The organism is Exiguobacterium sp. s168 (assembly GCF_018619035.1).
GTDB lineage: Bacteria > Bacillota > Bacilli > Exiguobacteriales > Exiguobacteriaceae > Exiguobacterium_A > Exiguobacterium_A acetylicum.
The window spans coordinates 1-23,221 of sequence record NZ_JACSNE010000011.1 but is presented as its reverse complement, the minus strand read 5'-3'; the positions used below and the strand labels follow the sequence as shown (position 1 = coordinate 23,221).

22 protein-coding genes and 2 riboswitches are annotated in these 23,221 nt (G+C 47.4%); of the genes, 9 read left to right on the top strand and 13 right to left on the bottom strand.

Translation table 11 applies throughout. The annotated features are described in order from the left end of the window. The first annotated feature begins 3 nt into the window (after positions 1 to 3). Complete coding sequence (locus tag KNQ15_RS08360) at positions 4 to 639, top strand: nitroreductase family protein (RefSeq protein ID WP_023469790.1); 636 nt, start codon at positions 4 to 6, stop codon at positions 637 to 639. Between the two features lie 76 nt (positions 640 to 715). Beyond that, complete coding sequence (locus KNQ15_RS08355) at positions 716 to 2,032, top strand: NAD(P)/FAD-dependent oxidoreductase (RefSeq protein WP_214728793.1); 1,317 nt, start codon at positions 716 to 718, stop codon at positions 2,030 to 2,032. Between the two features lie 21 nt (positions 2,033 to 2,053). On the opposite strand, the gene KNQ15_RS08350 is transcribed toward KNQ15_RS08355, so the two are convergent. The 5 genes from KNQ15_RS08350 to KNQ15_RS08330 all read right to left on the bottom strand — a co-directional run bounded on the left by KNQ15_RS08350 (position 2,054) and on the right by KNQ15_RS08330 (position 7,108). Further along, positions 2,054 to 3,490: a DEAD/DEAH box helicase gene (locus tag KNQ15_RS08350; protein ID WP_214728791.1), complete on the bottom strand. Its 1,437-nt coding sequence runs from the start codon at positions 3,488 to 3,490 to the stop codon at positions 2,054 to 2,056. A gap of 63 nt (positions 3,491 to 3,553) precedes the next feature. Beyond that, positions 3,554 to 4,627: a dual-specificity RNA methyltransferase RlmN gene (gene rlmN / locus KNQ15_RS08345; protein ID WP_023469793.1), complete on the bottom strand. Its 1,074-nt coding sequence runs from the start codon at positions 4,625 to 4,627 to the stop codon at positions 3,554 to 3,556. A gap of 124 nt (positions 4,628 to 4,751) precedes the next feature. Continuing rightward, positions 4,752 to 5,558, bottom strand: a complete 807-nt coding sequence (locus KNQ15_RS08340) for an ABC transporter permease subunit (RefSeq protein ID WP_353048902.1) — start codon at positions 5,556 to 5,558, stop codon at positions 4,752 to 4,754. Further along, complete coding sequence (locus KNQ15_RS08335) at positions 5,555 to 6,436, bottom strand: ABC transporter ATP-binding protein (RefSeq protein ID WP_214728789.1); 882 nt, start codon at positions 6,434 to 6,436, stop codon at positions 5,555 to 5,557. The genes KNQ15_RS08340 and KNQ15_RS08335 overlap by 4 nt, the downstream gene beginning before the upstream one ends. Before the next feature lie 12 nt (positions 6,437 to 6,448). Then, complete coding sequence (locus KNQ15_RS08330; RefSeq protein ID WP_069940104.1) at positions 6,449 to 7,108, bottom strand: methyltransferase; 660 nt, start codon at positions 7,106 to 7,108, stop codon at positions 6,449 to 6,451. Positions 7,109 to 7,197: 89 nt separating this feature from the next. On the opposite strand from KNQ15_RS08330, the gene KNQ15_RS08325 reads away from it, so the two are divergent. From KNQ15_RS08325 to KNQ15_RS08315, 3 genes are all read left to right on the top strand, one after another. Then, complete coding sequence (locus KNQ15_RS08325; RefSeq protein ID WP_023469797.1) at positions 7,198 to 7,518, top strand: heme oxygenase; 321 nt, start codon at positions 7,198 to 7,200, stop codon at positions 7,516 to 7,518. Positions 7,519 to 7,641: 123 nt separating this feature from the next. Further along, positions 7,642 to 8,379 (top strand): uracil-DNA glycosylase family protein, encoded by a 738-nt coding sequence (locus KNQ15_RS08320; RefSeq protein ID WP_214728787.1) that lies wholly within the window; start codon positions 7,642 to 7,644, stop codon positions 8,377 to 8,379. Between the two features lie 92 nt (positions 8,380 to 8,471). Beyond that, a riboswitch (Lysine riboswitch) is annotated at positions 8,472 to 8,650 on the top strand. Positions 8,651 to 8,761: 111 nt separating this feature from the next. Continuing rightward, entirely contained in the window at positions 8,762 to 10,345 is a 1,584-nt protein-coding gene (locus KNQ15_RS08315; RefSeq protein ID WP_214728785.1) for a Na+/H+ antiporter NhaC family protein, read from the top strand. Positions 10,346 to 10,410: 65 nt separating this feature from the next. Here the strand turns inward: KNQ15_RS08315 and htpG are convergent, their stop codons facing one another. Both htpG and KNQ15_RS08305 read right to left on the bottom strand, forming a co-directional pair. After that, complete coding sequence (gene htpG / locus KNQ15_RS08310; protein WP_214728783.1) at positions 10,411 to 12,273, bottom strand: molecular chaperone HtpG; 1,863 nt, start codon at positions 12,271 to 12,273, stop codon at positions 10,411 to 10,413. Positions 12,274 to 12,355: 82 nt separating this feature from the next. Beyond that, positions 12,356 to 13,225 carry a hypothetical protein gene (locus tag KNQ15_RS08305; RefSeq protein ID WP_214728781.1) on the bottom strand — a complete coding sequence of 290 codons (870 nt, stop codon included), beginning with the start codon at positions 13,223 to 13,225 and terminating at the stop codon, positions 12,356 to 12,358. Between the two features lie 135 nt (positions 13,226 to 13,360). Between KNQ15_RS08305 and KNQ15_RS08300 the strand changes: the two genes are divergently transcribed. Together KNQ15_RS08300 and KNQ15_RS08295 are read left to right on the top strand one after the other, a co-directional pair. Continuing rightward, the gene (locus KNQ15_RS08300) at positions 13,361 to 14,191 is read left to right on the top strand and encodes an SDR family oxidoreductase (protein WP_214728778.1); all 831 of its coding nucleotides are present in this window, start codon (positions 13,361 to 13,363) and stop codon (positions 14,189 to 14,191) included. 139 nt (positions 14,192 to 14,330) lie between these two features. Beyond that, entirely contained in the window at positions 14,331 to 15,503 is a 1,173-nt protein-coding gene (locus KNQ15_RS08295) for a M20 family metallopeptidase (protein WP_214728776.1), read from the top strand. 66 nt (positions 15,504 to 15,569) lie between these two features. Here KNQ15_RS08295 and KNQ15_RS08290 read toward each other — a convergent pair whose 3' ends face one another. Then, entirely contained in the window at positions 15,570 to 15,917 is a 348-nt protein-coding gene (locus KNQ15_RS08290) for a WapI family immunity protein (protein WP_029342984.1), read from the bottom strand. A gap of 91 nt (positions 15,918 to 16,008) precedes the next feature. On the opposite strand from KNQ15_RS08290, the gene KNQ15_RS08285 reads away from it, so the two are divergent. Continuing rightward, positions 16,009 to 16,434 carry a DUF1801 domain-containing protein gene (locus KNQ15_RS08285; RefSeq protein ID WP_214728774.1) on the top strand — a complete coding sequence of 142 codons (426 nt, stop codon included), beginning with the start codon at positions 16,009 to 16,011 and terminating at the stop codon, positions 16,432 to 16,434. 50 nt (positions 16,435 to 16,484) lie between these two features. On the opposite strand, the gene KNQ15_RS08280 is transcribed toward KNQ15_RS08285, so the two are convergent. Together KNQ15_RS08280 and KNQ15_RS08275 are read right to left on the bottom strand one after the other, a co-directional pair. Then, positions 16,485 to 17,723 (bottom strand): MFS transporter, encoded by a 1,239-nt coding sequence (locus tag KNQ15_RS08280; protein WP_214728772.1) that lies wholly within the window; start codon positions 17,721 to 17,723, stop codon positions 16,485 to 16,487. A gap of 26 nt (positions 17,724 to 17,749) precedes the next feature. Next, positions 17,750 to 18,205, bottom strand: a complete 456-nt coding sequence (locus KNQ15_RS08275; protein ID WP_214728770.1) for a CBS domain-containing protein — start codon at positions 18,203 to 18,205, stop codon at positions 17,750 to 17,752. A gap of 181 nt (positions 18,206 to 18,386) precedes the next feature. On the opposite strand from KNQ15_RS08275, the gene KNQ15_RS08270 reads away from it, so the two are divergent. After that, complete coding sequence (locus KNQ15_RS08270; protein ID WP_214728768.1) at positions 18,387 to 18,809, top strand: MarR family winged helix-turn-helix transcriptional regulator; 423 nt, start codon at positions 18,387 to 18,389, stop codon at positions 18,807 to 18,809. Between the two features lie 67 nt (positions 18,810 to 18,876). On the opposite strand, the gene mmuM is transcribed toward KNQ15_RS08270, so the two are convergent. The 3 genes from mmuM to KNQ15_RS08255 form a co-directional block, all read right to left on the bottom strand. Then, the gene (gene mmuM, locus KNQ15_RS08265; RefSeq protein ID WP_214728766.1) at positions 18,877 to 19,812 is read right to left on the bottom strand and encodes a homocysteine S-methyltransferase; all 936 of its coding nucleotides are present in this window, start codon (positions 19,810 to 19,812) and stop codon (positions 18,877 to 18,879) included. Then, entirely contained in the window at positions 19,787 to 21,190 is a 1,404-nt protein-coding gene (locus KNQ15_RS08260) for an amino acid permease (protein WP_029342990.1), read from the bottom strand. Before KNQ15_RS08260 ends, mmuM begins: the two co-directional genes overlap by 26 nt. Before the next feature lie 77 nt (positions 21,191 to 21,267). Next, positions 21,268 to 21,369, bottom strand: a riboswitch (SAM riboswitch). A gap of 109 nt (positions 21,370 to 21,478) precedes the next feature. Further along, positions 21,479 to 22,945 (bottom strand): polysaccharide pyruvyl transferase family protein, encoded by a 1,467-nt coding sequence (locus KNQ15_RS08255; RefSeq protein ID WP_214728764.1) that lies wholly within the window; start codon positions 22,943 to 22,945, stop codon positions 21,479 to 21,481. Positions 22,946 to 23,221 lie beyond the last annotated feature (276 nt).

Here is a 23,221-nt window from a genome sequence, read left to right as displayed (position 1 = left end):
ATTATGACTACTCAAACAACAACGGACTTCATGGAAATCGTCAAAGGACGCCGCTCGATTCGCAACTACGACACAAACGTAAAAATTTCAAAAGAAGAAATGACACAAATCCTTGAAGAAGCAACACTTGCACCTTCTTCAGTTAACATGCAACCATGGCGTTTCCTCGTCATCGATAGCGAAGAAGGCAAAGCAACACTTGCACCACTCGCGAAATTCAACCAAGTCCAAGTCGAGACATCTTCTGCTGTCATCGCCGTCTTCGGTGACATGAACGCAGTCGACAGCATCGAGACAATCTATGATATGGCTGTTGAAAAAGGTCTTATGCCGCAAGAAGTACGTGATCGCCAAGTACCAGCTATCAAAGGTTTCTACCGTCCAGAAGACGTTGAAACATTACGTGATAGCATCTTGATCGACTCAGGTCTCGTTTCGATGCAATTGATGCTCGTCGCTCGTGCACACGGTTACGATACAAACCCAATCGGTGGTTACGAAAAAGACCAAATCGCAGAAGCATTCGGTCTTGAAAAAGAACGTTATCTTCCAGTCATGCTGCTTTCAATCGGTAAAGCAGTCGACGCAGGATACCCATCGGTTCGTCTACCAATCGCTGACATCGCAGAGTGGAAATAAGCGATATCACCTAGTCCGGATTCCTTTCACAGGTATCCGGCTTTTTTGTATACTCAAAGAAAAGGAGGCGTCTGTGATGTATGATGTGACGATTATCGGAGCCGGTATGGCAGGAATTTTCCTCGCCCATCAGCTTGTTGAAGATGGGCAACGCGTCTTATTGATTGACGCCGGAAAACCAATCCGTGAACGAACAGCAGAAGATGCGTATCTTGGATTCGCAGGGCTTGGCAAATCAGAAGGAAAGTTCAATTATGCGACGGGATTCGGCGGGGAACTCGTCTCAAAAATCGGTGAAGAGACGACACGACGACTGTTCCAAGAAGTCGATGATCTCTTATGTACATATGGTGGAGGTACAGTTGAGACCTATTCCACGCATTCCCCTACTGTAGCGTCTCGTGCCCGTCGCGCCGGTCTACATTCGGTCGAGACGACCGTCCGTCACTTAGGCACAGTACGGACAGCTGCTGTCTTCACGGCGTTTGAGGACGCCTTATTACCGCGTCTCGATGCCCGATTCGAAACGACAATCGAGCAGATCACGAAGTCGAAGTCGTTTACGATCAAAACAGCGGACGAGACCTTCGTCAGTCAACGGATCGTTTTCGCAACAGGTCGTTCAGGTGCAGACTTTACGTTGCACCAGTTAGCGACGCTTGGCGTCGCCCCACAGCGGACCCGACTCGATCTCGGGGTGCGAATTGAGACGGATGAGGGACTATTTCGGACATTGTTACAGGAGACGTTCGAGACGAAGCTCGGTTACGACTCGCCTTACGGTCAAGCCGTCACCTATTGCATGAATCCGCGCGGACGGATCATCCGCAAGTATCAAGAAGGACTCGTCATGCCGGACGGCCAAAACGTCCACGAGACAGCAGACGGCTCGACAAATCTGAACTTCACGCTATTTCTCCCGCGTTATTTTTCGACACTAGCGAAAGCGAATGCGTATGCCACGTGCATTATCGGAGGAATCAATCAAGGACAGGATCGCATTCTCGTTCAAAGACTCGGTGATTTTCGAAAATCGCAAGCGACGACAACGGATCAATTGCTTCATAACGGAATCATCCCTTCGCTAGTTGCTTCCCCTGGAGATTTACACGTGGAAATGCCTGCAGAAGACCTGCTCGTCTTAGAAGGGTTTTTAGAACGCCTTGAGCAACTCCTTGAAGTGGAACTTCCGGGAGATACGTTGCTTTATGGACTAGATGGCAAGTTTTACGCACCGATGCTTGAGACATCAGAGACGTTTGAGACGACATGTCCTGGTGTCTATGCGATCGGTGATTGTTCCGGTGCTACACACTCGCTTGCCCAAGCAGCCGCAAGCGGACTCCATCTTGGACATACCTTGACGCAAAACAGCCGGTCCCTCTTCGCTTAAGCGGAGAATGACCGGCTTGTCTTATTTCTTGAATGCTTCGTACACTTTCAATTGTTTCCCTTTGACCTTCGTCGTCTTCATCGCCCGGAGGACAAGCGGACCTTTTCCGTTGAGGATATCGACATACGTCAACGTATCCTGAATCGAGATGATGCCGATGTCGTCTGCTGTGACGCCTTCAATCTTCGCAATCGTTCCAACGAAGTCGACGGCACGGAGTTTCTTCTTCTTCCCACCGTTGAAGAACAACTTCATGATGTCCGCATCAAGCTGTTCCGTTTTCGAAGAACGTGTATCTTCCGTCGCCATTTTCTCTTCGAACGCATCCGCTGTCCGCATCAAGTCCTTTTCTGTCGGTGCTTGGCGACGTGTCAGCTTCCCGTGATACTGCTCGATTTCCTTCAGGCGACGTTCGTCTGCCGCCGTGACGAGACTGATCGCTTGTCCTGCTGCTCCTGCACGTCCCGTCCGACCGGTCCGGTGCACGTAACTTTCCCGTTCGACAGGGAGATCATACTGGATGACATGCGTGATGTTTTCAATATCGATGCCGCGTGCTGCGACGTCTGTTGCGACGAGAATTCGGAACTTCCCGGCACGGAAGGCTTTCATCGCATCAAGTCGATCGTCTTGTTCCATTCCACCGTGAATTGCTTCAACCGGATAGTCATGTGCGCGGAGACCATTCGCGACGAAATCAACGTGTTCTTTCGTCCGACAGAAAATCATGCAGCGATCCGGATTTTCAGCGACGAGAACATCTTTCAAAATCGCGAATTTTGTCTTATCCGTCACTGAAATATAACTATGTGTGATCGTCGAGACGACCGTCTCGCCTGCTTCGATTCGTTTCGGCGCGTCCATGTAACGGTCACTCAACTGTTCGATGTCTTCTGGGAAGGTCGCAGAGAACAATAGTGTCATCCGCTCTTTTGGTAACTCGGACAAGATGGCATCGACTTGATCGAGGAAGCCCATGTTCAGCATTTCATCCGCTTCATCTAAAACGACGTAACGGACTTTCTCAAGTGATAACGTGCCCCGCTCGATATGATCGCGTACACGCCCTGGTGTTCCGACGACGACGTGTGTCTTTTGTTTGAGCTCCGTCACTTGCCCGCGGAACGGTTGCTTGCCGAAGACCGCTGTCGCTTTGATCCGCTTATAGCGTCCGATGTTCATGATATCTTCTTTGACCTGTAAGGCGAGCTCACGTGTTGGCGTCAAGACTAAGACTTGTGGTTTATTTTCTTCCCACTCGACGAGTTCACACAGTGGAATCGCAAACGATGCCGTCTTTCCGCTCCCCGTCCGTGATTTGACGATGACGTCTTTTCCGGATAATACGACGGGGATGACCGATTGTTGGACTTCGGTTGGTGTCGTGTAACCGAGTTGCTCGATCGAATCGAGAATCGGTGTGCTTAAGTTAAAATCATTGAATCGTGTACGTGTCATCGGATGTCCTCATTTCTTATCGTAAAAAAAGCTTCCCACCGAAACGATGAGAAGCCCAACGAATTATTTGGATGCTACTTTATCTTTTTTGATTTGCTTACTACGTAATTGACCACACGCTGCATCGATGTCTGTTCCGTGCTCAAGACGAACACCACAGTTCAAGCCGTTCTTTTTCAACGTATCGTAGAACGTCGTGATATCTTCAGACGTACTGCGCTGATATTGACCGTGCTCATCGACTGGGTTGTACGGAATCAAGTTGACATACGTCAGGTGACGTTTGTCTTCGAACAGTTTTGCGAGTTCGACTGCGTGTTCTTTTTGGTCGTTGACGCCACGAAGCAAGATGTACTCGATCGTGATTTTACGGTTCGTCGTTTGAACATAATAATCGATCGCTGGCATCAATTTCTCAAGCGGGATCGCCCGGTTGATTTTCATGATTTGCGTACGCAATTCATTGTTTGGTGCGTGAAGCGAGATCGCCAAGTTGACTTGGAGTTTCAAGTCAGCGAACTTGTAGATCTTGTCTGCCAAACCACTTGTTGAAACTGTGATGTGACGTGCACCGATCGCAAGACCATTGTGGTCCTTGATGACGTTCAAGAAGTCGACCATGTTGTCGAAGTTATCGAACGGTTCACCGATACCCATGACGACGACGTGGCTGACACGTTCTTCGTTACCGACTGCATCGAGGTGATGCTGGACGTTCATGATCTGCTCAACGATTTCGCCTGCTGACAAGTCACGGCTCTTCTTGATCAGACCACTTGCACAGAAGCTACAGCCGATGTTACAGCCGACCTGTGTCGTGACACAGACAGAAAGACCGTATTTATGACGCATCAGAACCGTTTCAATCAAGTTGCCATCATATAATTTGAAAAGGAACTTGATTGTTCCGTCTGCTGATTCTTGCTTGACCGCTTCTGTCATCGAGTCAATCGTAAAACTCTGATCTAACAACTCAAGGCAATCCTTGTTGACATTCGTCATTTCCGCGAAAGTCGTGACACGTTTACGGTAGAGCCAATCCCATACTTGTTTGGCACGGAATGGTTTGTGCCCTTGATTCGATAACCATTCTGTCATCTGCTCAAGCGTTAATCCATAAATGGATGGTTTATTCATTTCGAAAGACCTCATTTCTTTTTCCAGAACTACAACATTCCTTTATCTTAGTAAAAATCAGCGCGTGACGCAACGTTCAAATCCTAAATGTTCACTTTCTGTAAAGTTTTTGCGCCACTTTCGATCAAATCGACAGACTCCGACGCCTGAATTGAACGACTGCTCCAGTCAAGAACACGAGACAGAGGACAAGTAAAAGAATGGAATGAAGAAGAAAATGATTCGTTCCTTCTAATAGTTGCGTCGTGTTGAATAAGGAGAAGACGGATAGATAACGGAGCCACTCCGTCTTGCCACTTAGCTCCGACAGAATCGTCAAGACGATCGATAGAACCAGCACACTACCGGCAAGCGAAAAAGCACGACGTTCTTCGTCAAATAACGTCGCAACGAATAACGTAAAGGCGCCGATCGCCAAGAGTAACAATAGCGCATTGAGCTGAATCCGCCATAAGATGACGTCATTGATCGAAATATCTGTCATCCACCAGTCGGATACCATCAAGACGAGTCCATTCAGCCCTACGAGAACCATACTTGCGATACCCATGACGATCGCGACAGCAAACGTATACGTATTCCGGGTGATCGGGGCTGCGAGATAGACGATCAGCTCTCCGTTGTCGATCGGTCGCGCAACGAGGCGCGCTGCTAATGAGAGCAAGAATAGACTCGCAATGACTTGAAAGATCAGTCCATAATAGTTCCCACCGAGCAGATCCAGTACGTTATCGAATCCCGTCACCTTATCGTATTGAAATGCTTTCAAGACTTCCGGAGGTAACGCTTCTAGTTTTGCTTCTAGTAAACCAGTCTTCATCATCGATGGATAAAGCAACGCAAGCATCAATAAGTAGAGACTCGTTCCAATCGCGTAAGCAAGCACGGGCTTTCTAACCTGCTTGAATAAAGAGCGGATCAGCAATATCACGATGATTCCTCCTCTCCATAATAATGCAAGAAGACCTGTTCTAAATCATCTGCTGACGGACGAATCAGCCGTACATCGTACTGGGTTAAATAAGCGATCGCCTGATTTAAGCTCAGCGTCTCATCCGTTTGAAAACTGACTTCTAGCCGCTTCGGTTCAACACCGACTTGCATCGCGAACTGTGCCGCCTCCACCTCAGTTCGGAAGACGATCGTGTACGTCTTTCGACTCGATCGAACCAACTCATGAATATCCGATTCGACGATGATGCGCCCTGCTTTGATTAAAGCCGCTCGATCACACGATTTTTCCATCTCCGGAAAGTGATGTGAACTCATTAGAATCGCTTTCCCAGCATTCTTCTCCTGTTCGATCCACTCTAAAAAACGCTCTTGCATCAAAGGATCGAGTCCACTGGTCGGCTCATCAAGTAGATAGACGGGTGCATCCTTCATGAAGCAACCGACAAGTGCCAGTTTTTGTTTCATCCCTTTTGACATCTTGCGGATTTTCGTCTTTGTCTCAAAGGGAAATCGTTTCAACAACAGTTGTCGCCGTGCCGGGTCACTACCATGCAGTCGTTGCATCAAATCGAGCATGTCTGCTCCCGTCATGTCTCCAGGCAAACTAATTTCTCCCGGCAAATAACCGACCAATTGCTTCACTTCTTTACTTTGCTTCCAGCAATCAAAACCACCGATCGTCGCCTTTCCATCGTCCGCAGCCAGTAGTCCCATCAAATGTCGGAGTGTCGTTGATTTTCCAGATCCGTTTGGTCCGATGAAACCGAATATCGTACCCGGATCAACTGTAAAACTGACATCAAATATCCCACGCCCCGGTGCAAACTCTTTCGTGACATGCTCCAAACGGATCATCATCCGACCTCCTCATCCCCTATTTTTCTCATCACTGTATTCATACCCGTTTTGAAGCAGTTTGTTCGGATCAAAGCGATAGATGACGAACCGCTCGTCATGATTTTTTTCATAGAGGTCTCGTAATCGAATCTCATCGACTTGCTCGAATACGGTATGTCGCTCTAAATATTCCCGGTATTCATCGGTCGGGTAATACAAGATGAGATCTACCGAACGCGAGGAACGCTCGACCGAACTTAAAATCTGATCAATCACTTTCATGAAAATTTGGGAAGAGAATGGATTGAAGAAATAAAACTTATTCGCCTCATCCGGAATGACGTACTGCTCAGCATACGCCTGTTCAAATCGTAAACTTCCCGAACGTCGCTTTCGTCTACTTTCGTAATTCGCCATGTTCCGAAGCGCATCTTCGTAAAATTGTCCATTCATCTCGATTCCGATGACGGAACAATCGAATCGGTCGTGTAAGTAAAAGTTCAAACGCCCTTTCCCACACCCGAAATCAATGACAGTGTCCTGTTTTTGGAACGGATAGGTTTCGCATAATTCGTCTAGTGCCGCATAAGGTGTCGGTTCATATCGATTATAGTGACTAAACACACCATAAAGATGTTGCATCTCAATGGTCTCGATTCGTAATCGTTGATCGTATTCCTGTTCATTCATCGTCTTTTGTTCCTTCTTTCCGGCATTCTTACCCTCATCGTACTATACTGAAGAAGTACGTTACTCGTTTTTTGAAAGGGGATTTTATGATGATCGTCGTTACGAACCGGATTAAAGTCAAAAAAGGGATGGCTGCAGCTCTCGCTCCTCGTTTTACGCGTCCAAGTGGACTCGATACGATGGACGGATTCATCCGCGTCGAGGTCTTATTGACGCAAAATATCGAAGAACACGATGAAATGAACGTCAACATGTACTGGGAAGACATGAAGAGTTTTCAAGCGTGGCGGGAAAGTGACGATTTCAAAGCGTCACATAGTCGACCTGCGAGTAGTGAGGCAGGAGAATCGCCAATGCTCGGCAGCGAGATTCTGACATATGAAGTCGCTTCGGTCAAAGAACGCGCATGATGCACGAAAAGGACTCGTCTCGAGTCCTTTTTAGATACCTATATACAAATAGTGAAAGGGTCGAATTGTCACAAATGGTATTATTTGTTATCATAGTGCCATTACAGAGAGAGAGGGTCCTTCATGAATTCATTAACTATATTTGAACAAGCCATTCGTAGCTTACCTGACGATCGTACGTTACGACGTGATGAATTATGGACGGACGATTTTTTATTGCAACAGGAGAACGAGCTGACCGTCTATTACTCTCCGATTGGCGAATATGTCAATACTGAAGCAAAAGTCGTCCTCATCGGGATCACACCAGGTTTTGAACAGATGCGAATCGCTTTCGAAGAAGCGACGGATGCCCTCCATCATGGTGTTTCATTAGAAGAGACGGCACGCCTCGTCAAATATACAGCAAGCTTTGCTGGAACGATGCGACGTAACCTCGTTCAGATGCTCGATACACTCGAACTTCCAGCATTGCTCGGAATCGAGACGACGGCTAGCTTATTTCATCAATATCAAAAATTATTGCAACCGACGTCACTGTTAAAGCAACCCGTCTTTTATCGCGAAAAGAATTACTCAGGTCATCAACCGAAAATCAGCCGTAGTCCTTTGCTAAAACATTATGCAGAAGAACACTTCGTCGCTGAAATCAATCAGCTACGCGAACCGGCGCTATTGATTCCGCTCGGTCGTGTCGTCGAGACACAAGTCCGTGGGTTGATTCATGACGGACGAATCGAACAGCATCAGCTTCTTTCGGGATTCCCTCATCCCTCTGGTGCGAATGGTCATCGAAAAAAACAATTCGAAGAAAACCAAGCCTATTTGATGAAACAGCTCATTCAACATTTTGCTGAATAAATAACTTTATCTTAAATTATCAGAATATATGGTTGAATCGTTTCTGAATTACATGATAAAGTGTCCATAAGAACAGAATATGACTATTCTATCGATGAGGTAGAGGCGCGATTTCAATCAGTACTTGGTCCGAGGATGACAACGAAGACGACTACAGGAAAGGTGACATCGCCGAAATGACAGTATGTGTCTAACATATCGTCGTTGGTCGATTCGGGAAACACCCGATCGATTGCCATACATAGTACTTGTATGGAGCGCTCCAATTCGGCTAAGAAAGACGCATCCAGCGAGGGTGTCGGCTTTGTTGCCGGTGCCCTTGCTTTTTTTGTGCCGCGGGGTCTCATCTTTAAGCCATTTATTAAAGAGGAGGATATTTTTCATGGTCAACTATTCAGATTCCATCATTGCCCTTGTACCTGCTTTACTAGCTATCTTATTAGCCATCTTTACACGAAAGGTCGTTCTTTCGTTAGGTGTCGGCATTCTCGTCGGTGCCCTGTTACTCCACCGTTTTAATCCGATCGATACGATAACCTATCTCGGCAAGAACATCTTCAGCCTGTTTTGGGCGGACGGTGCCTTGAACGAGTGGAACGTCTTATTACTTGTCTTCTTGTTATTGCTCGGCGTCCTTTCCACGCTCATTCAGACATCAGGTGGCGCTCGTGCCTTCGGTGAATGGGCTTCTACGCACGTCAAAACGGCGCGTGGTGCACGCTTAGTCGCCTTCGGACTCGGTATCTTGATTTTCATCGATGATTACTTCAATAGTCTTGCTGTCGGAAACGTTAGTCGTCCGTTAACGGATCGTCGTGGTGTCTCGCGAGCGAAACTTGCCTATTTGATCGACTCAACAGCTGCGCCTGTTTGTGTCATCAGTCCGCTTTCGAGTTGGGGCGCATTCATCATCTCCATCATCGCCGGTATCTTAACGACGCACTCGATTACGGATTACTCAGCGTTTAGTGCCTTCATGATGATCGTTCCAATGAACTTCTATGCGATTTTCGCGCTACTTTTAACACTTTACATCGCTTACTCTGGCGTCTCTGTCGGACCGATGAAACAACATGAACGTCGTGCCGCGAAAGGTGAACTTTTTGATGCATCAAAAGGAACACCGATGGGGATGGCAAAAGAGGTCAACGAACATACGAATGGAAAAGTACGGGATCTCGTCGTTCCGATCGTCGTTCTCGTCATCGCTACGATCAGTGCGTTGCTCGGAACAGGTGCTCAGGCACTTGCTGCCGACAATCGCCCGTTTACTTTAATTGGAGCATTTGAGGCAACAGACGTCACACGTTCACTCGTCGCAGGTGTCGTCATCAGTTTAATCGTCGCTTTCCTGATGCTGATCGGACGAAAAATTCCGGGTCGCGATTACCGTGCAAGCATCGTCGCTGGTATGCGTTCGATGTGGCCAGCAGTCGTGATTCTGTTATTCGCTTGGACGATCATTGCTGTCATCGGTGATATGAAAACAGGCGATTATCTAGCGAGCTTCGTCAGCAACTCGATTTCTGCTTCGTACTTGCCGTTCTTATTATTCTTGATTGCCGGCTTGATGGCATTCTCGACAGGAACAAGTTGGGGCACATTCGGGATCATGTTGCCAATCGGTGCGGATCTCGTCATGGCTGTCGATGCCTCACTCTTGTTACCGACGCTTGCTGCCGTTCTTGCTGGATCTGTCTTCGGTGACCATTGTTCACCGATTTCCGATACGACGATCCTCAGTTCGACAGGGGCTGGATCACATCATATCGACCACGTTACGACACAGTTACCGTATGCGCTAGTCGGTGCCGTGACTGCGGCAGTCGGTTATTTAGTCATCGGTTTCACGGAGTCTTCGGTCTTCGGTTTCATCGGAGCTCTTGTCACATTCGTACTCTTCGTCGTCGTCTTGAACGTTCTCTCAAAAAAAGGAGAAACCGCTTCGGATTTACAGACCGATTAATGTAGCATTTTACGAAAAAAGGCATTGGATGCGCGCATCCAATGCCTTTTTTATATCTATTCGTTTCACACCATCAGTAAACACACATCATTCGCAAACGCTACTGGATCCTCGAGTGGAAGCCCTTCGACCAGCAATGCTTGTTGATACATCAGTTTGGTATAGCGCTCGAATTTCGAACGATCGTTTTGATACGCCGTTTCAAGAGAGTGGAATACCGCGTGTGACGGATTCAATTCAAGAATCTTGACCGCTTCTACCCCTTCGTTATTCGGCATCGCCTTCAGGATTTTCTCCATCTCGATCGAGACGGCGCCATCTGTCGCAAAACAGACGGGATGCGATTTGAGACGCGTCGATGCCTTAACTTCCTTGACTTGTCCACTTAGCACTTCCTGCATCGCTTGGAACATCTCTGCTTGTGCGTCCGTCGTCTCCGCTTCTTCTGCTTCAATCCCTAGATCGCTACTCGTGACCGACTTGAACGTCTTCTCGTTGTACGTCACGAGCATCTGGATCGCGAACTCATCGATCTCTTCCGTGAAGTACAAGATATCATACCCTTTATCACGGACGAGCTCGGATTGTGGTAATTTATCCAGACGATTCGTACTCTCACCAGCGGCGTAGTAAATATGTGCCTGATCTTCCGGCATCGCTGCGACGTATTCCGCGAGTGTGATTAACTTCTTCTCCTTAGCTGAGTAGAAGAGGACCAGATCCTGCACCTGTTCTTTGTGCATGCCATAATCATTATACATACCGAACTTCAGCTGGCGTCCGAACGCTTGATAGAACGTTTCGTACTTCGTGCGATCCTCACGCAAGAGGGCTTCAAGTTGTGTCTTGATCTTACTTTGGATATTTTTCGCGATCAGCTTCAATTGACGATCGTGCTGCAGTAACTCACGCGAGATGTTGAGCGATAAGTCCTCCGAGTCGACCATTCCTTTGACAAAACTGAAATGGTCCGGCAGCAAGTCACTGCATTTTTCCATGATCAAGACACCATTCGCATAAAGCTCGAGACCTTTTTCAAATTCCTTCGAATAATAATCGTACGGTGCCTGCTCTGGAATGAATAAGATCGATTGATAACGAACGGCACCATCGACACTGATATGAATGTGTTTTGCCGGTGTGTCAAAACCATACCGCTTCTCTTGGTAGAAGTTCGTATAGTCCTCGTCTGTCAATTCCCGTTTGTTCTTCCGCCAGATCGGCACCATGCTGTTGATCGTCTTGACGACTTCGACCTCTTCCGTCTCATTACTACCTTCGATTGGCTGACGTTCGAGTTCCTTCATCTCGATCGGATAACGGATGAAATCTGAGTATTTTTTGATGATACTGCGCAAACGATACGTCTCGAGGTATTCGTCATACGATTCTTCTTCCTCGTTCGCCTTGATATGGAGCGTAATCTCCGTTCCGACGGTTTCTTTGTCGACTTCCTCGATCGTATAACCTTCGACACCACGAGACTCCCATTTATAAGCGACTGCACTGCCGAACGGTTTCGTAACGACGGTGACGACGTCTGCGACCATGAATGCAGAATAGAATCCGACACCGAATTGACCAATGATATCATGACCATCTTGTGCCTCGTTCTCTGCCTTGAAGGCAAGCGATCCACTCTTCGCGATCGTACCGAGATTCTCTTCTAGTTCTTCTTTCGTCATTCCGATTCCCGTATCCCGAATGATCAGTTGACGCGCTTCTTTGTTTGGTTCAATCGTAATTTTGTAGTGTTCCTTCTCGAACGAAATCGTCTCGTCCGTCAATGCTTTATAGTACATCTTATCCATGGCGTCACTTGCATTCGAGATCAATTCGCGCAGGAAAATCTCCTTATGCGTATAGATGGAATGAATCATCATCTCCAGCAATCGTTTTGATTCCGCCTTAAATTGTTTCGTTTCCATGCTCATTCTGCCTCCCTTTTTTAGCACTCAATCATATAGAGTGCTAATTCATCTCCTATTATTAGGGAGTTCGAAATATCTGTCAATCTCCTTTTTCACTGTATGTCGCGACTTTTTCAAAGACAATCTCTCCAATTTGACGTAAGTGCTCTGCTGACCTGTAGGTGCCATGACTGACGCCGTTTTCATCCTTTCGATTACCGAGACCGATGAACTGCTCACTTGGTTTGAAGTGGAGCCCGACAACGGGTACCTGAAATCGTGACGAGACGCCGACTTGAAAAATCGCGTCCGGATAATCCGTCGGTCGATAGATCGTCCAATCGATGTCTGGTTCAAGCTTCGCAAATCGTTCCGTGTGTTCCTTCCCGAGCAGGATGATTCCTTTTATCGAAAACAGTTCGAGCAGGCGTAACAAAAATGTCTGACCGAACGGACTATCTTCCAACACTCTGCGTTCTTTGATTGCTCCCATGTAATGGTGTGTCGGAAACGGGAAAAAATCCAGGTGAATGACCGGATCAAGCGTCTTCTCGTAAAATGACGCACCGAGTCCGTTCAAGAATCCTTCGAGCTTACCGCCACCCGGTCGACCGAACCAAGTCCTGTAAACGTTCGGTTGTTTGAAATAATCGTTAAATCGCCGAATCGAATCTGTCAGTGTTTCCTCCTGTAGATAAGCCTCCCATGCCATCGACTGCGGACGAATGAAGAGCGGACCGTGCTCGTCAAATCGTAATGCCCCTGTTCGGTCTAAAAATTGCGATCGGGATGGGTTCGTCGCGATCGTCATCCAACTGCTACGCGTCGCATCACCAAACCAGAGGACCGGTGTCGTTTGGTCGATCAATTCACTTGCGAATGCACTCTTCTCGAGTGTCATTTGGTACTGGACGGCTTCTTGTAATAATTTTTTGGCAAGATGCCATTGATCGGATGTCAGCGTTCTCATCTCCCTTTTTACAGCGATTGTGCTGTTGTAGATGTACCCCCTATCCACCAACACTAGACGCATCGATGGGTTTAATCTCTATTTCTCCGGGAATGTTTCATAAGGTGAATGATATGACTTGGGAGGGATTTAGCAATGGGTAGACTCGATCAAAAAGTAGCTGTCATTACCGGCTCGGCAACAGGGATTGGACAAGCGACCGCGCTTGTCTTCGCAGAACAGGGAGCAACGGTCATCTGTGCCGATGTCTCATTTGAAAAAGCACAACAAACAGTAGAACAGATTACACAACACGGTGGAAAAGCGGAAGCCGTCCATGTTGACGTCTCAGACGTCGAGAGTGTCGAGCAACTTGCGAAGCACATCAAAGAGACATACGGTACGGTCGACGTCCTCTTCAATAATGCCGGAATCGATGAACAAGGCGGGAAAGTCCATGAGTATCCCATCGATCTCTTCGATCGGATCATCGCGGTCGACTTGCGCGGTACATTCCTCGTCAGTAAATTCTTGATTCCACTCATGCTTGATAACGGTGGTTCAATCATCAATACATCATCGATGTCTGGTCGTGCAGCTGACTTGAACCGGTCCGGTTATAACGCAGCGAAAGGCGGGATTGCGAACTTCACACGCGCGATGGCAATCGATTATGCGCGTCATGGCATTCGTGTCAATTCGTTGTCGCCAGGAACAATCGAAACACCACTCATCGATACACTTGTTGGTGAAAAAGAAAAAGAGCAAGGTAAACAGTTCCGCGATGCGAACGCTTGGATCACACCACTCGGACGACTCGGTAAACCACGCGAGATGGCAACGGTCGCCCTCTTCCTTGCTTCTGACGACAGCTCATATGTCACAGGTGAGGACATCACAGCAGACGGCGGTATCATGGCTTATACATGGCCGGGAGAGATGTTAATCGATTCGAAATGGAAAGACGAAGCAGAAAAAAGTGAATGAGCAAGGTACGGTGTAACCCTCTGGTTGCACCGTTTTCTTTTATCTCAAGACGTTCAGCCCCGTAAATTATTTTACGAATTCGTTTACCTCCCTGAAGTATTTTTATCAGGGTACAGGATAGGTAAAGGGGGAAATACTTATGCAAACAGCAATTACTTACTTACAACGGTGTCTTCAAATTCCAAGCGTCAACCCAATGGACGGAGAAGAAGTCGTCGCACGTTATGTGTACGATGTACTGGTTGATTATCAGATCTCGACAGAATGGATTGAAGTCTCACCAAAACGAATCTGTCTCGTCGCGATCGTTCCTGCGAGCGAGGAGTTTTCACGTCCTGCTGTACTCGGATTATCTGGTCATCTCGATACGGTTCCTGTCCAAGGAGACGGCTGGACGAAAGATCCATACGGTGGTGAAATCGAAGACGGACGCATTTATGGTCGTGGGGCTTCAGATATGAAATCAGGTGTCATGGCGATGGTGCAAGCGCTCATTCAATACAAGGAACGTCAAAACCGTCCGAACACCGTCAAACTTCTGATTACATCCGATGAAGAAAATGGCATGACAGGAGCTCGTCATTTGACCGAACAAGGGCATGCGGATGATTTAGATGCTCTACTGATCACAGAACCGACGAGTGGGATGATCGGTTATGCACAAAAAGGGGTTGTCGGGATAGAAGTAACATGCCGTGGGAAAAGTGCACACAGCTCTGCCCCGCAACTGGGACGTAATGCGATTGATGACGTATATCGCGTCATCCAGGAAGTGAAGTCGGAACGCTTCTCGATCACGGCGAATCATCACTCGGCACTCGGTCCGGTCGTGGCGTCGATCACCTCGATTTCAGGAGGTGAAGGACCAAACGTCGTTCCGAGTCAGGCTTCGTTCTATATGGATATCCGGACGATTCCTGGATTCGGTCGAGCGGACGTACTTGCTGCCTTTACGGATATTGAGCGTCGACTTGTTGTAGAAGATCCCGACTTTGACATGAGCGTGACCGTCATTAAGGATATTCCTTCCCGTGAAACCGATGAACAAGCGCCTTTCTTACAACAGGTCGCAGATACGATGGAACAGGTCAGCGGCGTGATACCACGAAAAATCGCGATCCCAGGTGGAACGGATGGTGCGATGTTCAGCCAAGCGAAAAAAGCATTTCCGATTGCGATTGCTTCTTTCCATGATTTTCGTCTCGCGCATCAAGTCGATGAGTCGATTCCGTTGTCCGAGTATGAACAAACGATTGCGTTTTGCTTCAACTTGATCAACACACCATTACATCAATCACTTCCATCGCTTTAAATAAAAAAGGAACGACTTTCGGGTGGAATACCTAAAGTCGTTCCTTTTACTTTTACTGTGTTTAGTTTAGTACACACCAAGCTGTGCCAACGCCTCACTTAAATAACTTTGATCACTACGAAACTCTTGACTTGTTCGTCCGTCAGACCAACTGATGAAAACACGACCAAGCCGGTCATATCGTAAACGGAGACGAATCACGCCCTGCTCGAATACGACTTCACCGTGTAACGACTCATGGACGCGAGCAAAGGCACGGATGAACAGATCATATTCGTCAAATGAAACTGAAATGTTGTGTTCACTATCTTGTCCCTTCATCTGAATCGTTAGTTCTTCTTGTGTTGGATAGACGTGTAAGATGTCCCATGATACACTGCTTTCTTCTCCTCGAAACACGATGCGATGCTTCATTCGATTTCCACCTCTGAGCCACAGGATATTTACTAGCACTTCTCGAAAGTAAAAGTAACTGGTATCGTCTTAATCCGAAAGGAGTCTGCTTATGTCTGATACGCCAAAGACAGGTCCTACCGAACAGTCCGTTGATGTCTTTCTGGCACTAGTCGAACCGCCACTACGTCAAGCAGATGGTATCACATTACGTCAGTTCTTCGAAGATGTCACGAAATACGAAGCCGTCCTTTGGGGTTCATCCTTGATTGGTTTTGGTTCCTACCATTATCGCTATGCCTCTGGTCGCGAGGGCGACAGCTTTTATGTTGGCTTTTCTCCGCGCAAGACGAATCTCGTCCTTTATCTCGCGCTTGGTGAAGACGAAGTCTCAGAACGACTACTTGCCCGTCTCGGTACGTATCGACGCGGTAAATCCTGCCTCTACGTAAAACGACTGACTGACATCGATTTAGACGTACTTCGGGAAATGATCGAGCACTCGATCCGCACGTTAAGAGACAGGTACCCTTCTTGATTTCAATCAAAAACAGCCGAAGCAGATTCGCTTCGGCTGTTTTTTTAAAATTAATGTCCGCCTTCCGTCCGATCGATATGGCGAATGTGTTTGAGATTGACCCCGATGATGATGACGGATAAGAGGACAAAGCCACTTCCGACATAAAACGGTAGGTTTGCGTTGAAGATTTCAGCCAATTTACCGGCCATGAATGGCGCGATGGCTGCCCCGAGAAAACGTAGGAAACTGTATGCCGCAGATGCTGTCGAACGTTCGACAGGTGCTGCGTCCATGACAGCTGTTGTGATGAGCGTGTTGTTATTCCCAAGCACGGCTCCCGCTAAGATGACACAGACGATGACGACGGCTGGCGTTTCCGTGAAGATCCCCATTAAAAGAAGCAAGATTGCGAATGTAATCAACATCATGACCATTGCTTTGATTGTTCCGAACCATTGTTTCAGTTTCGGAGCCGTTAAGACCGATGTGATCGCAAGCAACATTCCCCAACCGAGGAAAACGAATCCGAGTCCTTGCGCTGGTAGTTTCATGACGAATGGTGCATAGGCCATGATCGTAAAGAACCCAACGTTATAAAGTGCCGCCACGATCCCGAGCGTCAAGAGTGAACGATGCTTCATCGCTTGAAACGGTGCTTTTAATGATAACTTCTGTTTCGGTGCGACAGATGCTGCTGGTTTTGGCATCAAGAAGAGCAAGACGAGGAATGCGATGACCATGATTGTCGCAACACCCATGAATGGAGCGCGCCATGTGATCGAACCGAGCGTTCCACCTAACAATGGTCCAATCGAAATCCCGAGACCAACGGCTGCTTCATATAAAATGATCGCTTTTGCTGTTCCGCCTGATGATAGCGAAACGATCGCAGCGAGTGCTGTTGCGACGAACAAAGCGTTCCCAAGTCCCCATCCCCCGCGTAACGCGACGAGCGTCCAAATGCTGTCTGCTTGCGAAGCAAAACCAGCAACGATTGCGATGACGGCAATCCCGAGCATCAATGTTCCTTTTTGACCAATCCGTGATGAGATCGCGCCTGTAATTAACATCGCGAATGCCATGACGGCGTTATAACTTGTAAATAAGAGCGTTACTTCACTTTTTGACGCTTCTAAATTCTCGGCAATCGTCGGTAAGACAGGATTGACGAGCCCCATTCCCATGAATGCTGTAATACTGGCGAAAAAGACTGCCCAGACAGCAACCGGTTGATGGAATAATCCATGTTTGCTTTCTGCTAATACCGTTTCCGGCTCAAGCGTCGTTGTTTTTTCAGCAAGTGCCATAGTGTCCCTTCTTTCTATTGAATGTGTTACATGAACTGTTTAAACGAATGGCGAATGACGTCGCCTCGACTAATAATCCCAACAAGACGTCCTGCTTTAAGGATTGGAAGCTTTTTGATCCGTTTTGCGCCAAGTGTCGCCGCAATCTCTTCCATTTCGGTGTCAGCGTCCGCTGTTACGACTTTCCGGCGTGCCAGTTCCATGACAGGTCGGTTCAAGATATGACGAATCCGGTCTTCATAATCTTCTTCGTCTCCTTTGATGACATCTACATATAAGAATGTATCGACGATGATGTCCTTGTGTTTTCCGATCGCGCGCATGATATCTCCGTCACTGATATATCCGACGACTTCTTGCTCAGCATTGATGACAGGAACGCCGCTAATATCAGACTGAATGAATCGTTCGATGACCGTCCGAATCAGATCTGTATCGTTTACCGTGATGACTTCTTGTTTCATCGACTCATTAGCTTTCATCTGAATTCTCCTTTGTCGTTCGTTTCTCATATAAAAAGTTGTATGATACAATTAAAAGAACAAAAATGATTGTATAATACAACTACAACTCTGTCAAGCCTCCTGCTTTTCGGATTGACAGCTTATCCACATTGGGTAATCATGAGGGACAGAGAGACTTTTTTGAAAGGGGAGATACCCGATGTCTCAACAAGCACTCGAAACCATTGAATTGGAGTTAGCGATCCTGATCCGGCGCTTGACGACAGCGACGGCAGACAATCGTAATTTGGATCGTGCTTCCTACCTGTTACTGCGACAATTAGCGGATTCCGGTAAGGTCGGTGTTAAAACACTTGCCCGTGAACTTCAGCTTGATGTCTCGACCGTCAGTCGCCAAGCTGCGGCACTCGATCAGAAGCAACTCGTTGAAAAAGTAAAAGATCCGACAGATGGACGTGCCTTCTTCTATCACATCACAGATAAAGGACAAGAAGAGCTCACGATTTACCGGACAGCGCGCCTCGCGAGCATCGAACGTCTCCTGATGGACTGGCCATCGGATGATGCCGAAGATTTTGGACGCCTGCTCCAACAATTTAATCGTGCCTTGCGCGAACGATAACGGAATCACACCATTAAAAAAACGGATGCGAAATCAATCGATTTCGCGTCCGTTTTTTCGTCATTATTCATGATGTATGAGTAACCTGACAAACCGAACGAATTTGTGCGATGTGTTCAGGTGACGTTCGGCAACAACCACCGATCAATCGTGCCCCTGCCTCATACCATGTCTTCGCGACGGTTTGGAACGACGTACACTGATTCGTACCCGACCATGTTTTTGCGACCGGATCATAGACCTCACCAGAGTTCGGATAGACGATTATTGGCACGTCCGTCAACGCCTTGACGTGACGGATAAAGTCAGTCGCGTAAGATGCCGGAAAACAATTTGCACCGATTGCTGCCAGTTGCGGGTGTTGTCCAACCGTCTCAATACACGTCGCAAGTGCCGTTCCTTCACTGATATGTGTCGCATCTTGAAGCGAGAACGTCAGCCAAGCAGACACTTCTGGGTACGCTTCAAGTATCCGGAACAACACGACCGCTTCCTCGAGCGACGGAATCGTCTCGAATGCCAGCAGATCCGCTCCTGCTTCAATCAACGCTTCGATACGTGGTCTGTGAAAGGCTTCTAGCACATCTGCTGACACCACGTAATGACCGCGATACTCAGAGCCATCTGCTAAGTAGGCACCATAAGGACCCACTGATCCCGCGATTAATGCGTCACTCTTTCCGCTACGCGAGCGTGCATTTTGCGCCAAGGTGACTGTTTGTCGAATCAGCGCCTGTGCTTCTTCTGTCGTAATATGACGTTGCTTGAATCCTTCAATACTTGCTTGATAGCTTGAAGTGATGGCAACATCGGCACCTACTTCAAAGTAGTCACGATGGACGTGTTCGATCTGTTCCGGTGCTTCGATTAAGAGACGTGCTGACCAAAGCGGGTCGTTCAGGTCGAATCCCTTCTGTTCAAGTTCGGTTGCAAGGGCACCATCTAAAATGAGAAAGGGAACTTCCTGTAATCGTTGATCAACTGGATTTTTGATTCGGGACATCTTCAACACTCCGTTTCTGAGAAGAATTCGTGAACGCATGAACGACATAACAGATCACGATGAATGGAATACCACAGTACAAGGCAATGCGTTGGGTCGGATCAAATCCGATACCAATCAGGGAAATCAAACAAACGACGAAAGCAACGATCGGGACGAATGGAAAGAGTGGTGTGCGATAGACCAATTCGTCGACCGTATGCCCTTCGCGGAGAAATTGTTTCCGGAAGCGATACTGGGCAACGCTGATACTCATCCAAACGACGACGACAGCGAGACCGGAAATCGAGACGAGCGCAATATAGACACTTCCTGCTGCATAGATGCTAGACAGCAAGGCAAGTCCTCCGCCAAGCATGCTGAACAATACGGCTCGTAGTGGCACCCCATTTGGCGTCACCTGGGCGAAGAAGCGTGGAATCATGCGTTCGTTCGCAAGCGACCAGAGCATCCGAGAGGCGGCGTAAAGTCCAGAGTTCGCTGCCGACAAGATCGCTGTCAAAATGACGAAGTTCATCACGTCTGCTGCGTAAGGAATTCCGATTCGTTCAAACACGGCGACGAACGGACTTTCGAGTACGCCTTTCCCTTCCGTTGGCAACAAGACGGCTAACACGATGATCGTACCGACGAAAAAGAGAACCAGTCGTAAAATCGTCGTCCGGATCGCAAGCGGAATCGTCCGTTTCGGATCGACTGCTTCACCTGCTGCTACACCGATCAGTTCCGTTCCCGAGTAAGCAAAGTTCACGGCAAGCATCGTCATGAAGATGACGAAAGCGCCATTTGGGAACAACCCGCCTTCGGTTAACGAAGAAAAGAATGGAGCCGGACTACCATCTTGCAGTGGAATGAAGCCGACGATGGCTCCCGCACCAAGTAAAATGAAAGCAATGATCGTCACGACCTTAATCGCTGAAAACCAAAACTCGACTTCAGCGAACACGCGGACCTTCAAGACGTTGATACCAAGGATCATCGCAGCGAATAAGGCGCTGAACACCCACACCGGAATCGACGGGAACCAACGTTGCATCAAAATACCTGCTGCCGTGAATTCTGAACCAAGGGCGACCGTCCACGTCAGCCAGTAGAGCCAGGCGACTGTGTAACCGGTACCGGGTCCGATGTAATTCGTTGCGTATTTATGAAATGAACCGGTTTCCGGCATGTGCACGGCGAGTTCACCGAGACTTAACATAACTAAGTAGACGACGACTGCCCCAATCAAATACGACAAAATCGTCCCGACCCGTCCTGCTTGTTCTAACGTATAACCTGTACTTAAAAACAATCCTGTTCCAATGACACCACCTAACGACAGCATAATCAGATGACGTGATTCCATCTTGCGTCGAAAAGCCCCACTCGTTTTCATGAATTCGTTTCCTCCTCATTCCACCTATTTCAAACAAAAAACGCATCCTCACGGATGCGTAGGTCGACAATTCGGAAATCTTATCGATCGGGTGCAGCACCCGCAGGAATTAGCACAGTATCTTTCGACCTGTTGCTGAGGTTTCATAGGGCCAGTCCCTCCACCTCTCTGGATAAGTATGTAATTGTTCCTAACCCTATCAAGTCTTTTTCGAATTGTCAACACAATTCAGAATACTTCTATCCAAAAAACATTCCGCATCGTATCGATCCGGAATGTTTGGAGGTCTTATTTTTTAGCGAATAAATCCGCTGTTTTCAAGGCTGCACGAACCGCTTTCCGGTTCAATGTCCCTTGCAGATGTTTCATTTTCTTCGTTTGGGCAGCCAGTTGCGCTTTGAGCGCCGCAATCTCTTGATCCTTTTGAGCCGTTCCTGTTTGTTTCTGCAATGCTTTGATTTTCTTATCTTTTTCAGCTAATTGTGCTTTTGTTTGTTTTTGCGCATCCGCAATCTTCTTCTCTTGTTCCGGGAAGAACCGTTCGAAACGGGCGACTGCTTCTTCAAGACTTACGCCAGAAATCGGTTGGACTGGTGGGAGCAACTCAGTTTGCGCCATTTGACGGTCAAACGGTACATTCTCAGGATAGTTCGTCTCTTGATAGATATGCTCAAGATCATTCACGTTCAAGAAGTCAACGAAGTTGTCGAAGTTACGCGCTTGAACACGTGCTGGACTTTGGAAGTCAGCGTTGGCTACGATGTCGGATAATTGTGTATCCGCTTTGATGTCGTTCGCCCAAATGTGCGTCAATTGATGGTATTCCGTCAATTCGCGCATCCGTGCATCTTTTGGAATGAGGATACTCGGCGTACCCGCAAGCGTCGCTGTGATGTTTCCGTGCAAGCGCGCACCAAAACTAAGGTCTGCTTGTCCGATGAAATCGAACCATGTCTGTGCGTTCAAGAAGAAACGGACCCGATCATTCATATAAGCAGGATCCGACATCTTCACCGGATAGTTCGTCACTGAAAGATCTGCGATCGGGTGCGTTCCTGTGTACGTTAACTTCAGTTCCTTCATCCACTGGGGAATGAAGTAATGATTCGGGTATTCTTCCATTCCGCGTGTAATGAAATCAAGGACGTTTTGTGGAGCCAAACGTGACGAGTTGACCGTAATCATCGACTCAGGTGTGATGTTCGTTTCACGGATGTGCAAGTCGCGACCAAACGCGTACATCGAAGGACATCCAATGACACGATGATCGATCCCTTCGCGGAAACCAAGACGTGTTAAGTATTTCGATGTGATCTCTCCGCGAAGACCAAGCATGCTTGAGCGCTCGAGAACGGCACTGACGAATGCTTTAACATCTTCATCGAATGGGAATCCACCATCTAAGTCTGGTTCAAACGGTGCACGTAATCCTACACCGATGACGACGACTGGAATCTTTAATTTTTTGATGAGACGTGTATATTTCCGTAACGTCGGTACGAATTCTTTTCGGAATGCGTCCGCTAACGGAATGACATAAAGATCAAAGTTGGCATTGATTTCGTCTGCCCGTTCTTCGTCGTAATAGTAATAGTCAGGTGTAATCGTCGTACCTTCTGTCATCAACGTACGAAAGATACTGTATTGATAGATAAGATTTCCAACGTTTCCTCCAATGGAATTATGTTTCATCAAATAAGGAGCATCGAACTGTTCGAATGGTGTCATACCTGCACGAATAATAATACGTTTCATAATAGATAAACTTCCCCTCTCGTCTGCTTCATTCGTCCTCGCAAGAAAAAAAAAAACGGAAAAATATATTATCAGTTTTTTTCAATCTCATTAAGAATAGATGAATTTTATTTCGGAAGTCAACGATTCCTAAGGGAAACAGGTCTTTCGTCATCAAAACGAAACATTTGCATTACTCCATAATTTTGGCTCATCACCATAACACGTGGTTGCTATTTTAACCACCAAGCTCGAGGCGCAATCTCAAAAAGAATCGTTCGAGGTTTCGGTAGCCAT